Source organism: Paraburkholderia sp. RL17-381-BIF-C (genome assembly GCF_046026435.1).
Classification (GTDB): Bacteria; Pseudomonadota; Gammaproteobacteria; order Burkholderiales; family Burkholderiaceae; genus Paraburkholderia.
The window spans coordinates 22,336-34,983 of record NZ_JARESX010000040.1; the positions used below are offsets into that span (position 1 = coordinate 22,336).

Here is a 12,648-nt window from a genome sequence, read left to right on the forward strand (position 1 = left end):
GCGCTCAACGCGGGTAGATTGCCCCGAGTACGCGCTCGGCGGACGCGCCCGTCACCGCCGGCAAATTGCCCGGACGACGCGCCACGCAGCGCATCGCGAGCCACGCGAACGCCAGTGGCTCCACTTGGCTCGGCGGCACGCCGAGCGCATCGGTCGTCATGACGGGAACGCCGCTCACGCCGCTGTCCTCCAGCGCCTGCTGCAAGGACCGCATGATCTCCGGATTGCGCGCGCCGCCGCCGCACACATAGACCGCTCGCGCGTCCGACGCATGCCGCTCGATTTCGCGCGCGACCGTCACCGCGGTAAGCGCAACCAGCGTCGCTTGAACGTCGGCGGGGGCAAGCGCGGCAAACGGCTGCAGCTTCGCGTCGAGCCATTGCGCATTGAACAGGTCGCGGCCGGTGCTTTTCGGCGGCTGCTGGCTGAAAAAGGGCTCGTCGAGCAGGGCGTTCAGCAGCGTGCGATCCGCCTGGCCGCCCGCCGCAAAGTGGCCATTTTCGTCGAACGGTTTGCCCAGATGGCGCTGCGCCCATTCGTCGAGGAGTGCGTTAGCCGGCCCGCAATCGAAGCCGCGCACGCTGCCGGTCGCGTTCAGAATCGTGATATTGCTGATCCCGCCGAGATTGCAGACCACCCGTGTTTCGTTCTTCGCGCCGAACACGGTGGCGTGAAACGCCGGCACGAGCGGCGCGCCCTGGCCGCCGGCCGCCACGTCGCGGCTGCGGAAATCGGCGATCACGTCGATATGCATCATTTCCGCGAGCAGCGCCGGGTTGTTGATTTGCCGCGTGTAACCCTTTTCCGGCCGATGCCGCACCGTCTGCCCATGCACGCCGATCGCGCGCACCTCCGCGGCGGGTACGCGGCTGCCGTGCAGCAGTTCGTGGCAGCACACCGCGTAACGCGTGGCGAGTGCATTGGCGGCCAGCGCCTCGCGCTCGATCTCGTTGTCTCCGGGTTGCTGGAGCGCGAACAATGCCTCGCGCAGGCCCGCGGCAAAGCCGACAAACGCTTCGGCCAGCACGACGGGCGGCTTGCCTTGCGCGAACCTGACGGCCACGCCGTCCACGCCGTCCATGCTCGTGCCGGACATCAATCCAAAGTAGACGCCGTCTGCGGGGTCTTGCGCCACGTTGCTGCTCCTCTCGATGGTTCGTTGCGATCCGTTGTAGCAGATTATCGGGTGAAGCGCGGCCGAATATAAAGCGCAGCAATGCCGGCGGCACGGCGCCGGACGCGGAAATCGCGTGTCCGCGGCCCGCCTGCGGCTGCGTCGATGGGCGCGGCGGCGCGCATCTATGGGACAATCTCCTTTTTTCGCGACTTCAAGTTTCCAGCATGAGCACCGAGTCCACCAAGCCCAGCCCTGCCTTCCCGATCACCGACGAAGTCCGTCACGCCCTCGCCGTCACCAAGCGCGGGGTCGACGAACTGCTGATCGAAGACGAATTCGCGCAAAAACTCGCGAAGAGCGCGGCGACGGGCAAGCCGCTGCGTATCAAACTCGGGCTCGATCCGACCGCGCCGGACATCCACATCGGCCACACGGTCGTGTTGAACAAGATGCGCCAGTTGCAGGATCTCGGCCACACGGTGATCTTTCTGATCGGCGATTTCACGTCGCTGATCGGCGATCCGTCGGGCCGTAACGCCACGCGCCCGCCGCTCACGCGCGAGCAGATCGAATCGAACGCGAAGACGTATTTCGAGCAGGCCGCGCTCGTGCTCGACCGCGACAAGACCGAGATTCGCTACAACAGCGAATGGTCGATGCCGCTCGGCGCCGACGGCATGATCAAGCTCGCGTCGCGCTACACGGTGGCGCGGATTCTGGAACGCGAAGATTTCACCAAGCGTTTTCAGGGCGGCGTGCCGATCTCGATCCACGAGTTCCTGTACCCGCTCATGCAAGGCTACGACTCGGTCGCCCTGAATGCGGACCTCGAACTCGGCGGCACGGACCAGAAGTTCAACCTGCTGGTCGGCCGTGAATTGCAGAAGCAATACGGCCAGGAACAGCAGTGCATTCTGACCATGCCGCTGCTCGAAGGGCTGGACGGCGTCGAGAAAATGTCGAAGTCGAAGAACAACTACATCGGCATCAGCGAAAAGCCGACCGACATGTTCGGCAAGCTGATGAGCATTTCCGACGTGCTGATGTGGCGTTACTTCGAACTGCTGTCGTTCCGGCCAATGGAAGAAATCGCCGGCTTCAAGAAGGAAATCGAAGCAGGCCGTAATCCGCGCGACTTCAAGGTGTTGCTCGGCCAGGAAATCGTTGCGCGCTTCCACTCGCAAGCCGACGCCGAACGCGCGCTCGAAGACTTCAACCATCGTGCGAAGGGTGGCGTGCCGGACGATATCCCGGCCGTGACGCTCGCGGGCGCACCGCTCGCGATCGGCCAGTTGCTCAAGCAGGCCAACCTCGTGCCGTCGACGAGCGAAGCGCTGCGCAACATCGAGCAGGGCGGTGTGAAGATCGATGGCACGACCGTGTCGGACAAGGGACTGAAAGTCGAAGCCGGCGAGTACGTCGTGCAAGTCGGCAAACGCCGTTTTGCCCGCGTCACGCTGACGGCATGATGAGTCGAGTATCGCCTCTGGCGTCGAACCGATGATCGCGCTGATTCAACGCGTGCGGCGCGCGGAAGTGCGCGTGGCCGACCGGGTGACCGGCGCGATCGAGGCCGGCCTGCTGGCACTGGTATGCGCCGAACGCGGCGATACCGAGGCGGCGGCCGACCGGCTGCTCGCCAAGGTGCTCGGCTACCGCGTCTTCAGCGACGCGGCCGGCAAAATGAATCTCTCCGTGCAAAATCTCGACGGCGCCGGGCGCGCGGGCGGCCTGCTGCTCGTGTCGCAGTTCACGCTGGCCGCGGACACCAACAGCGGCCTGCGTCCGAGCTTTACGCCGGCCGCGCCGCCGGATGAAGGCAAGCGCCTCTTCGATTATTTCGTCGCGGCAGCGCGCGCGAAACATCCGATCGTCGAGACCGGCGAATTCGGCGCCGATATGCAGGTGTCGCTCGTCAACGACGGGCCGGTCACGTTCTGGCTGCAGACCAACGCCTGATCTTCTGCCGTCGTTCCCGCATGCGTGCTGCGGCGCGCAGCGACCTTTCCGCCCTCCAGCCGCTTTTTGCGACAATAGCGGCTCGGCATAACCGGCCAATGGCGCCCACTTTCATCCCATGACGACGCAGATTCTGTTCATCCGGCACGGCGAGACCGACTGGAACCGCATCAAGCGCATTCAAGGCCACATCGACATTCCGCTTGCGACCACGGGCCTCGCACAGGCGCAACGACTCGCGCGCCGCTTCGCTCATGAGGCGAAGCAGGGCGCGCGGCTCGACGCGATCTATTCGAGCGACCTGCAACGCGCGCAGCAAACCGCGCAGCCGGTCGCCGACACACTGGGCTTGCCGCTGCAGTTGCGCGAAGGCCTGCGCGAGCGTTCGTATGGCGCTTTCCAGGGCCATGACAGCGACGAGATCGCGCTGCGTTTCCCCGACGAATACGCGCACTGGCAGACACGAGATCCTGGCTTCTCACCGCCGGACGGCGAGTCGCAGCGCGCGCTTTACCATCGCGTGTTGCACGCGATCGAACCGCTCGTGGCCGCGCATCCTGGCGGGCGGATTGCCTGCGTCGCGCATGGCGGCGTGCTTGATTGCGTGCGGCGCTTTGCCTGCGGTCTGCCGCTCGATGCGCCGCGTGACTACCCGCTGCTGAACACGAGCGTGAATACGGTGGATTTCGGCGACGGCCACGCGACGATCGTGACGTGGGCGGATGTCTCGCATCTCGATTCGCCGAGCGAGGACGACAGCTTCAGGAAGCCGGCAGAGCCGGGGCGTTGATCGGCGCGTGCCCGGTTGGGTGGTGTGAGTTTGCGCGGCGGCCGACTTGGACCGTTCGCGAACCTGGCGCGCATTGGCGTTGCCGACCGTTGGCAAGTCAGCTTGCATGCGTGCCGATCGCCGTTCGCTGAGCTGGCAATCGGCTCGCGGTTTGCGCACATATTCCATCGGCGAGATTCAACCTGCCGACGTGAGTTGTTTGCGCTCGTGCGAGCCGCGTCCGGCTGCGTTATTCCGGCTCGCGCCCACCCGCGGCCACCCGGCGGCGCGCCCGCTTTGACACGCCGTTCACCAGCGCCCAGCGGATCACCGGCGCGACCAGCCGCACGCCGGGCCTCGCCACCGCACGGCGCAGTGCCGCGTAGCGCTGTAGTCCCAACATCGCCTGCGCCCAATCGGGCAGAAGGTCGACGCCGGCGTTGAGCATCAACACGCCGGCGGGCCGCATCGACGCACTCGGGGCGGGCGTGTTCATCAAAATCCTCACGACTTCACGTGTGCGCTCGCTTGCCACAAGTTCAGGCTGCATTGCCAGCAAGTAAGCGTCGATCTCCGCTCGCGAGCGAGGAATGTTGGTCGCGCCGAGCATTTCGGCAATCCGTGCGGTTTCGGCGAAGTACTGATCCTGCGCGGCCATGGGCAGCAGCGGATTCACATAGCGCAAATGCGCGGTCATGAAGCTCGACACTTCGGCGACATGCACCCATGTGAGCAGCGCTGGCTCACTCGCGCGATATGGCCGGCCGTCAGGCGCAACGCCGCTGACGCCGAGATGGATGCGCTTCACACGCTCCACCAGCACGAGCGCGTCGTGCCGGTTGCCATACGTCGTGCCCGCGATGAAAGTCGCGGTGCGCCGCAGTCGGCCGAGAATGTCGGTGCGAAACGTCGAATGGTCCCACACGCCGGCGAGCGCGAGCGGATGCAACGCCTGGAGCAGGAGCGCGCTGATGCCGCCCGTCATCATCGACGTGAAATCGGCGTGGACTTTCCAGCAAACCGAATGCGGGCCGAACAGGCCGGGGTCGCCCGGAGGCGACGAATAGTCGAGCGTGGGGCCGCTGCCGCTGGTCAGATGCGTGACACCGGCTGCCAGCTTCGAGCGGAGCCTGCGGGTGAGAAACTGCGAGAAACCGCTACGCGAGTTGGGCTGGCTGGTTTGGTCGGACATCCTGATTCGGTCTCGCGCTACGCGTGTCGGCTCAGGTCGCGGCCGAGTCCCACAGGCTTGGCAGGGCGCTCGACGAGTCGGGCGCGGCAAGGCCGAAATGCCGGTAGGTGAGCAGCGTGGCGACGCGGCCGCGCGGCGTGCGCTGCAGGAAGCCTTGCTGGATCAGATACGGTTCGAGCACGTCTTCAATCGTGTCGCGCTCTTCGCCGATTGCCGCCGCCAGATTGTCGACGCCAACCGGGCCGCCGTCGAACTTGTGCAGGATCGCTTCGAGCAGCTTGCGGTCCATCAGGTCGAAGCCGACCGCGTCCACGTCGAGCATCTTGAGCGCGGCGTCGGCCACCTGCGCGGTGATGTTGCCGTCTGCCTTCACCTCGGCGAAGTCGCGCACGCGCCGCAGCAGGCGGTTCGCGATCCGCGGCGTGCCGCGCGCGCGCTTGGCGATCTCGAACGCGCCGTCCGGATGGATCTGCGCATTCAGCAACGACGCAGAACGCGTGACGATGCGCGCCAGCTCCTCCGCGTTATAAAACTCGAGCCGCGCCACGATACCAAAGCGGTCGCGCAGCGGGTTGGTCAGCATGCCCGCGCGCGTGGTCGCGCCGACCAGCGTGAACGGCTGCAAGTCCAGCTTCACGCTGCGCGCGGCCGGCCCTTCGCCGATCATGATGTCGATCTGATAATCCTCCAACGCCGGATACAGAATTTCCTCGACGACCGGCGAGAGCCGGTGGATTTCGTCGATGAACAAAACGTCGTTGGCTTCGAGATTGGTGAGCAGCGCGGCGAGGTCGCCGGCGCGCTCAAGCACCGGCCCCGACGTTTGCCGCAGATTGACACCCATTTCCCGCGCGATGATGTGCGCGAGTGTGGTCTTGCCGAGGCCCGGCGGCCCGAACAGCAAGACGTGGTCGAGCGATTCGGAGCGGCGTTTGGCGGCCTCGATAAAGATTTCCAGCTGGCCGCGGACTTTTTCCTGCCCGACATATTCTTCGAGCTGGCGCGGGCGCAACGCGCGCTCGAACGCTTCTTCGTTCGGCGAGACGGGCGTGGCCGCGATGATGCGCTCGGCGGCGAGTTTGTCGGTTTCGATCATGCGGACATTGTACCGCGAGCCGCTCGCCGCGAAACTCGGCCGAATGGCCAGGGTGCGCGGCTCGCCGGCATGTGCGAAGCTTCATTCGTTGCCTCGCTGCCGAATACGACGGTCGAACGTCAGCCCTTGGACAGCGCCTTCAACGCCAGCTTGATGCCTTCGGAAACACCGGTGCCGGCCGGCACGTTTTTGACGGCCGCCAATGCTTCTTTTTCGGAGTAACCCAATGCGAGCAGTGCGTTCAGGATATCGGAGGCGTGGTCGGATGCCGACGCCGCACCCGCCATCGCCCCAAGGTCGGCGCCGATCTTGCCCTTCAGTTCGAGGAGCAGCCGCTCCGCCGTTTTCTTGCCGATGCCCGGCACGCGCGTTAGACGCGCCGCGTCCTGCATCGTGACGGTTTGTGCGAGCTCGTGAACGCTCATGCCCGACAGCACCGCCAACGCCATGCGCGCGCCGATGCCGGAGATCTTCAGCAGTTCGCGGAAGGTCGAGCGTTCCTCCGCGGTGCCGAATCCGTACAGCAGGTGCGCGTCTTCGCGCACGATCATCTGCGTGAGCAATACGATGCGTTCGCCGGCTGAGGGCAGGTTGTAGAACGTGCTCATCGGCACATCGACTTCGTAACCGACGCCGTTGCAATCGACGAGCAGATGCGGCGGGTTTTTTTCCAGCAGAACGCCGGCAATGCGACCGATCATGGCGGATTCAATCTTGAGAGAAAGGGCGAGTGTAGCGCAGCGAGTGAGCGGCGAGTGGCCTGCGAGTGATGCGCAATCGCGGTTGATGTGCGCGATGCCGCATCGGCCGCTATCCGACCAGGCGTCCGCGTCTCACGCGCAAACCTTTCTTGGCCAGCGAAGGCGCGATGCCGCCCAACGTGCTCAGCGTCGTGCCGCCGTGCGCGTGGCAGATCGCCATGCCGAGCGCGTCGGCGGCGTCGGTGCCGGGTACGCCGGAGAGATTGAGCAGGCGCACCACCATCTGCTGCATCTGCTCCTTGGTGGCGCGGCCATAGCCCACCACAGCCTGCTTCAATTGCAGGGCCGTGTATTCGGCAACCGGCACGCCGCCCGCGACCAGTCCGCAGATGGCCGCGCCGCGCGCCTGGCCAAGCAGCAAGGTGGACTGCGGGTTGACGTTGACGAACACTTTTTCGATTGCCGACTGATCCGGCGAATGCTGGCGGATGAGCGTCGAAATGCCTTCGAAGATGGTGCCCAGACGCGAGGGCAGATCGGCGTCGGCGGTTTTGATGACGCCGCTCGCGACATAGCTGAGCGTGTGGCCGCTCTGGTCGATCACGCCGAAGCCGGTCACGCGCAGGCCGGGGTCGATGCCGAGAATTCTCATGAGGTGCCGCAGGAGCGGTAAAAACCAGGTGCTTGCGATACTACAACACACGCGCTGCGCGGCGGACGGCGCGCGGCGATGTCAGCGGAATAAAAACTGCTGTGTGTGGTGTAAGGCGGCGTGGGGGAGGTATTCGCGAATGGAGCGCTATCGGAATCTCAGCGGCGACTCGGGCGTCGAGGCTTATGAAATCGGCGACGATTTTGTCGCGGTCCGCTTCAGGCCGGGGGTTGTGTATTGGTACACGGAAGCGAGTATTGGCGAATGACATGTTGCCGCGCTCAAACGTCTTGCGCGGCGTGGGCAGGGGCTCGGCACTTATATCAGCCAGCACGCGGAGGTGAGCGGAGGTTATGCGAGAAAGGAAGTGGACGACTGAGCGGGGCGTGAAGGGGCGGCGATTATGCTTTACGAGCGCGGTGCTAACACGGCACAAGCGCGGAACAAGCACGGAACAAGCACGGCATCGAAACGGCATGAAGACGCAACGAACGCGGCGCATACCCGCCACAAACGCCGCGCCAAAGAAAACGGCCCGGCGGAGAATCCGCCAGGCCGTCTTTCCAAGCTCAGTTCTCGCCACACGGCGCAGTCTCATCAAGAAACCTGCGCCGCCCGCGAATCTGAAATCAATGCCGGAAGTGACGCACGCCCGTCAGCACCATCGCGATGTTATGTTCGTCCGCCGCGCTGACCACTTCGTCGTCGCGCATCGAGCCGCCCGGCTGGATCACGCAGGTCGCGCCTGCCGCCACCACCACGTCGAGGCCGTCGCGGAACGGGAAGAACGCGTCCGACGCCACGGCCGAACCCGCCAGCGTCAAACCGGCATTCTGCGCCTTGATGCTCGCAATGCGCGCCGAGTCCACGCGGCTCATCTGGCCCGCGCCGACGCCGAGCGTCATGCCGTTGCCGCAGAACACGATCGCGTTCGACTTCACGTACTTCGCCACGCGCCATGCGAACAACAGATCGTCCATTTCCTTCGGCGTGGGGTGACGCTTCGTGACCACGCGCAATTCGCGCGGCTGCACGTTCTTCGAGTCGAGCGACTGCACCAGCAGGCCGCCGCCCACGCGCTTCAGATCGAATGCGTTATGGCCTTCGCCCAGCGCGATTTCGAGCAGACGCACGTTCTGCTTCGCCGCGAACACCTGGCGCGCTTCGGCGCTGAACGACGGGGCGATCAGCACTTCGACGAACTGCTTGGCCACCGCTTGCGCCGCTGCCTCATCCACTTCGCGGTTAAAGGCGATGATGCCGCCGAACGCCGAGGTCGGATCGGTCTGGAATGCCTTCGCGTACGCTTCGTTGGCGTCCGCGCCGACTGCCACGCCGCACGGATTCGCGTGCTTGACAATCACGCACGCCGGCACGTCGAAGGTCTTCACGCATTCCCACGCTGCGTCGGAATCCGCGATGTTGTTGTACGACAGTTCCTTGCCCTGCAACTGGTTGTAGTTCGCCAGGGCGCCCGCCGGCACCGCCAGGTCGCGGTAAAACGCCGCGCTCTGATGCGGGTTTTCGCCGTAGCGCAGGTCCTGCACCTTGTTGAACGCCAGGTTGAACGTGGCCGGGTAAGCGTTGCGCGACGAATGCTGCAACTCGTCGGTCAGGCTCGTCAGATAGTTCGTGATCGCGCCGTCGTACTGCGCGGTGTGCGCGAACACCTTGGTGGCGAGGCGGAAGTTCGTCTTGTACGACACGGCGTTGCTGTTCGCGCGCATCTCGTCGAGCACGACCGCGTAGTCGGCCGGATCGACCACCACCGTCACGTCGCGATGGTTCTTCGCGGCCGAGCGCAGCATGGTCGGGCCGCCAATGTCGATGTTCTCGATCGCGTCTTCCAGCGAGCATTCTTCTTTCGACACAGTCTGCACGAACGGGTACAGATTCACGACCAGCAGGTCGATGGTCGGAATGTCGTGCTTTTCAAGCGCTGCCATGTGTTCCGGCAGGTCGCGGCGCGCCAGAATGCCGCCGTGCACCTTCGGATGCAGCGTTTTCACGCGCCCGTCCAGCATTTCCGGGAAGCCCGTGTAATCGGCGACTTCGGTGACGGAGAGACCTGCGTCCGCGAGCAGTTTCGCGGTGCCGCCGGTCGACAGGATCTTGACGCCGAGGTCCGACAGCGATTTGGCGAAGTCGACGATGCCGGACTTGTCGGAAACGGAGATGAGCGCTTGCTTGATCATGATGAAGACGAAAAGCCGAAGGGAAACGTGGCAGGGCGCAAGAAACTACAACGCGCTACAACAAACCGTGCTGTTGCAGCTTCTTGCGCAGCGTATTGCGGTTGATGCCGAGATACTCGGCGGCCAGCGACTGATTGCCGCCGGCCTGCTCGAGCACCACTTCGAGCAGGGGTTTTTCCACGCACGAAATCACCATATCGTAGACGTCGTGCGGATTGGAGCCGTCGAGGTCCTGGAAATATATCCCCAGGCTGTCGCGGACAGATTGTTCGATATTGTTCTTGCTCATGCTGCTAGTCGGTCGGTTGGGTCCTCGCCCGGGTTGAGCGTTTCGTCGACATACACGAGGCGGTCGGAGATCGCCTTTTGTGCGTCGAAGAACTCGTTGACGGCGAGGAGTTGTTCGCGCGTGGTGTCCAGCGTATTCATGCGATGCCGGAACACGTTGGCGCCAGAAAGGCCGCGAGTGTACCAGCCGATGTGCTTGCGCGCAGTGCGCACGCCCGTAAATTCGCCGTAGAAGGCGTAGTGATCCTCGAGATGCTCGTTCATCACCTGCTGGATTTCGTCGATGCGCGGCGGCGGCAGCATTTCACCCGTTTGCAGGAAATACTCGATCTCGCGGAACAGCCACGGGCGCCCCTGCGCGGCGCGGCCGATCATGATGGCGTCGGCGCCGGTCGCGGCCAGCACCTCGCGGGCTTTGTGCGGCGACGTGATGTCGCCGTTGGCGACCACCGGAATGCGCACCGCCGCTTTCACCGCGGCAATGGTCTCGTATTCGGCGTCGCCGTGATACAGGTCGGCGCGCGTGCGGCCGTGCACGGTCAGCATCGAAATACCGGCCGATTCGGCCAGACGCGCGACGTTCAGCGCGTTTTTGTTCTCGCGATCCCAGCCCGTGCGGATCTTGAGCGTGACGGGCACCGCGTCGGGGCCGACGCCCACCGCGCCGACCACCGCCTCGACAATGCGCTGCACCAGCGGCTCGTTCTGCAACAGAGCCGAACCCGCCGCCACGTTGCACACCTTCTTGGCCGGGCAGCCCATGTTGATGTCGATGATCTGCGCGCCGTTCGCCACGTTGTAGCGGGCCGCTTCGGCCATCATGGCCGGATCGGCGCCGGCGATCTGCACGGCGATGGGCTCGACCTCGCCCGCGTGATTGGCGCGCCGCATGGTCTTCTCGCTTTTCCACAACTGCGCGTTCGAGGCGACCATTTCCGACACCGCATAGCCCGCGCCCAGCCGCTTGCACAACTGGCGGAACGGACGGTCGGTCACGCCGGCCATGGGCGCGACGAACAGGTTATTACGCAGATTGTGGGAGCCGAGAGTGGGCATGACGTGAACGCGCGCGCGGCCGATTGCTCAGTTTCTGTCAATCGGAGCACTCGCGAAATGCGAGGGAAAACCGCTATTTTAGCGTTAACGGATAGCCGACACCCGACATGTGTCTGTCGTAACCCATTAAATCTTCTATGAAAGTGCGCCGTTTCATAGAACCGGCGCCGCCCGCGCGGCACCTTCCGTGTGTAGCAAAAAGGCGGCGCGGCGCGGGCGAGCAGCGCGCCTAGCGGCGTTGTCCGAACATCATTTGCCGTGCCAGCGCGGTTTTCACCGGTGGCAGGAATTCGAGAGCGGTCAGGGCGAGGCCGCGCACGATCGCGAGCGGCGCGAAGTCGATGGTGAAGAGACGCGCGAGCGTGTCGGTGGCGCCGATCGTCATGCGGCGGTCGAGCGCGCGGCGTTGCGCGAAGGTGGCCAGCGCGAGCGGCGTCGGACCTTCCGCCGAGAGGGCGTCGGCGAGCGAGTGTGCGTCGCGCAGTCCCAGATTCAGGCCCTGACCGGCTACCGGATGCAGCGTCTGCGCCGCGTTGCCGATCGCGACGATATGCCCGTTGACGAGCGTTTCCACGGCATTCATTCCCAAGGGGAACGACGCGCGCCCCTTGATATGCGTGAAACGGCCCATGCGGTCGCCGAATGCGGCGCCGAGTTCCTGGAGGAAGGCTTCGTCGGAGAGCTGCGCGCGGCGCGCGGCTTCCTCGGGCGCGCAGCACCAGACCAGCGCGTAATCGGCGCCGCGCACGCCGCCCATTGGCAGCAACGCGATCGGGCCTTGCGACGTGAAGCGCTCCCACGCGACGTGCGGTTGCGGCGCCGACACGGTCACCGTGCCGACGAGTGCGGTCTGGCCGTAGTCCCGCGAGCCCGGTTCGACGGCGGCTCGGCCAGCGCGCCGTGCGGCCGCGCCGTTCCGGCCGGTTTGCTGACCGGCGCTTGTCGCCTCGGTGCTGGCGGCTCGGTTGTCGCGAGTTTCGCCGTTCGCATGGTGGCCGGCGTGCTCGCCCACATTCATGCCGGCTCCCTGGTCGTTCCGTTTGACTAGGCCTTTTCCTGACTTCTGGTCGCCGAACAGGCCGCCTTCGGCATTCACCAGAATGCGCGTGCGCAACTGCCGCGTGACGCCCGCGGTTTCGATCGGCAGCGTGACGCCGTCGCGTTCCTGCGTCGGCGCTCCGGCCGAGGTGGAGCGGAACCAGTGCACGGAGGTGGCGTGCACCGCCTCGGCGAGACCGTGGACGATCGAGCCGTAGCGCAGCACGTAGCCGAGCGCCGGCAGACCGTGCTCGCTGTGGTCGATCAGCGTGCGGCCGAAGTGGCCGCGCTGCGAGACGTGGATACGCTGGATCGCGGTCGCGTCGGCGGGCCAGCGCAGCGGCTCCAGGATCATCCGGCTGCCGTGCGACACGGCGATGGCGCGCGGATCGGCGATCGAATCTTCCGGCTCGCGCGCGTCGACGAGCGCGATCTTCAGCTCCCGTGTCGCGCTGCGGCGCGCCAGCCAGCCGGCCAGCGCCAGCCCGACCGGACCGGCGCCGACGATCGTCACGTCGAAATCGAAAGGCTGGCCGGCCGCGGCGGGCTTCAGGATCACCGTCGACTGGGAAACATCGTTCATTG

General features: G+C 65.2%; 12 protein-coding genes and 1 pseudogene. 4 read left to right on the forward strand and 9 right to left on the reverse strand.

Annotation, left to right across the window (positions count from 1 at the left end; all coding sequences use genetic code 11):
• Positions 1 to 4: 4 nt before the first annotated feature.
• A complete protein-coding gene (locus P0D70_RS23080; protein ID WP_408186164.1) occupies positions 5 to 1,135 on the reverse strand; it encodes an anhydro-N-acetylmuramic acid kinase in 1,131 nt (376 codons plus the stop codon).
• A 206-nt stretch (positions 1,136 to 1,341) separates the two neighbouring features.
• On the opposite strand from P0D70_RS23080, the gene tyrS reads away from it, so the two are divergent.
• From tyrS to P0D70_RS23095, 3 genes are all read left to right on the forward strand, one after another.
• The gene (gene tyrS / locus P0D70_RS23085; protein WP_408186165.1) at positions 1,342 to 2,586 is read left to right on the forward strand and encodes a tyrosine--tRNA ligase; all 1,245 of its coding nucleotides are present in this window, start codon (positions 1,342 to 1,344) and stop codon (positions 2,584 to 2,586) included.
• Positions 2,587 to 2,617: 31 nt separating this feature from the next.
• Positions 2,618 to 3,076, forward strand: a complete 459-nt coding sequence (gene dtd / locus P0D70_RS23090) for a D-aminoacyl-tRNA deacylase (RefSeq protein ID WP_134457836.1) — start codon at positions 2,618 to 2,620, stop codon at positions 3,074 to 3,076.
• 118 nt (positions 3,077 to 3,194) lie between these two features.
• On the forward strand, positions 3,195 to 3,866 hold the full coding sequence (locus tag P0D70_RS23095; protein ID WP_408186166.1) for a histidine phosphatase family protein: 672 nt from the start codon (positions 3,195 to 3,197) through the stop codon (positions 3,864 to 3,866).
• A 229-nt stretch (positions 3,867 to 4,095) separates the two neighbouring features.
• Here the strand turns inward: P0D70_RS23095 and P0D70_RS23100 are convergent, their stop codons facing one another.
• The 4 genes from P0D70_RS23100 to ruvC all read right to left on the reverse strand — a co-directional run bounded on the left by P0D70_RS23100 (position 4,096) and on the right by ruvC (position 7,486).
• Positions 4,096 to 5,037: an oxygenase MpaB family protein gene (locus P0D70_RS23100; RefSeq protein ID WP_408186167.1), complete on the reverse strand. Its 942-nt coding sequence runs from the start codon at positions 5,035 to 5,037 to the stop codon at positions 4,096 to 4,098.
• A 31-nt stretch (positions 5,038 to 5,068) separates the two neighbouring features.
• Positions 5,069 to 6,133 (reverse strand): Holliday junction branch migration DNA helicase RuvB, encoded by a 1,065-nt coding sequence (ruvB, locus tag P0D70_RS23105; RefSeq protein ID WP_095418265.1) that lies wholly within the window; start codon positions 6,131 to 6,133, stop codon positions 5,069 to 5,071.
• A gap of 119 nt (positions 6,134 to 6,252) precedes the next feature.
• Entirely contained in the window at positions 6,253 to 6,834 is a 582-nt protein-coding gene (gene ruvA, locus P0D70_RS23110; RefSeq protein WP_091799214.1) for a Holliday junction branch migration protein RuvA, read from the reverse strand.
• A 109-nt stretch (positions 6,835 to 6,943) separates the two neighbouring features.
• Positions 6,944 to 7,486, reverse strand: a complete 543-nt coding sequence (gene ruvC, locus P0D70_RS23115) for a crossover junction endodeoxyribonuclease RuvC (RefSeq protein WP_007180437.1) — start codon at positions 7,484 to 7,486, stop codon at positions 6,944 to 6,946.
• 139 nt (positions 7,487 to 7,625) lie between these two features.
• Here ruvC and P0D70_RS23120 point away from each other — a divergent pair.
• Positions 7,626 to 7,865 (forward strand): annotated as a pseudogene (locus P0D70_RS23120) (hypothetical protein).
• 250 nt (positions 7,866 to 8,115) lie between these two features.
• Here P0D70_RS23120 and purH read toward each other — a convergent pair.
• The 4 genes from purH to P0D70_RS23140 all read right to left on the reverse strand — a co-directional run bounded on the left by purH (position 8,116) and on the right by P0D70_RS23140 (position 12,646).
• Entirely contained in the window at positions 8,116 to 9,681 is a 1,566-nt protein-coding gene (gene purH / locus P0D70_RS23125) for a bifunctional phosphoribosylaminoimidazolecarboxamide formyltransferase/IMP cyclohydrolase (RefSeq protein ID WP_091799220.1), read from the reverse strand.
• A gap of 55 nt (positions 9,682 to 9,736) precedes the next feature.
• Complete coding sequence (locus tag P0D70_RS23130; RefSeq protein ID WP_006049915.1) at positions 9,737 to 9,970, reverse strand: Fis family transcriptional regulator; 234 nt, start codon at positions 9,968 to 9,970, stop codon at positions 9,737 to 9,739.
• Positions 9,967 to 11,025: a tRNA dihydrouridine synthase DusB gene (dusB, locus tag P0D70_RS23135; protein WP_091799223.1), complete on the reverse strand. Its 1,059-nt coding sequence runs from the start codon at positions 11,023 to 11,025 to the stop codon at positions 9,967 to 9,969. Before dusB ends, P0D70_RS23130 begins: the two co-directional genes overlap by 4 nt.
• Before the next feature lie 229 nt (positions 11,026 to 11,254).
• Positions 11,255 to 12,646: a UbiH/UbiF/VisC/COQ6 family ubiquinone biosynthesis hydroxylase gene (locus P0D70_RS23140; protein ID WP_408186168.1), complete on the reverse strand. Its 1,392-nt coding sequence runs from the start codon at positions 12,644 to 12,646 to the stop codon at positions 11,255 to 11,257.
• Positions 12,647 to 12,648: the final 2 nt, after the last annotated feature.

Coding starts and splice junctions, on each gene's coding strand:
- ruvC (WP_007180437.1), bottom strand. CDS start 7,486: ATGAGAATTCTCGGCATCGACCCCGGCCTGCGCGTGACCGGCTTCGGC.
- dtd (WP_134457836.1), top strand. CDS start 2,618: ATGATCGCGCTGATTCAACGCGTGCGGCGCGCGGAAGTGCGCGTGGCC.
- P0D70_RS23095 (WP_408186166.1), top strand. CDS start 3,195: ATGACGACGCAGATTCTGTTCATCCGGCACGGCGAGACCGACTGGAAC.
- tyrS (WP_408186165.1), top strand. CDS start 1,342: ATGAGCACCGAGTCCACCAAGCCCAGCCCTGCCTTCCCGATCACCGAC.
- ruvA (WP_091799214.1), bottom strand. CDS start 6,834: ATGATCGGTCGCATTGCCGGCGTTCTGCTGGAAAAAAACCCGCCGCAT.
- P0D70_RS23100 (WP_408186167.1), bottom strand. CDS start 5,037: ATGTCCGACCAAACCAGCCAGCCCAACTCGCGTAGCGGTTTCTCGCAG.
- purH (WP_091799220.1), bottom strand. CDS start 9,681: ATGATCAAGCAAGCGCTCATCTCCGTTTCCGACAAGTCCGGCATCGTC.
- dusB (WP_091799223.1), bottom strand. CDS start 11,025: ATGCCCACTCTCGGCTCCCACAATCTGCGTAATAACCTGTTCGTCGCG.
- P0D70_RS23130 (WP_006049915.1), bottom strand. CDS start 9,970: ATGAGCAAGAACAATATCGAACAATCTGTCCGCGACAGCCTGGGGATA.
- P0D70_RS23140 (WP_408186168.1), bottom strand. CDS start 12,646: ATGAACGATGTTTCCCAGTCGACGGTGATCCTGAAGCCCGCCGCGGCC.
- ruvB (WP_095418265.1), bottom strand. CDS start 6,133: ATGATCGAAACCGACAAACTCGCCGCCGAGCGCATCATCGCGGCCACG.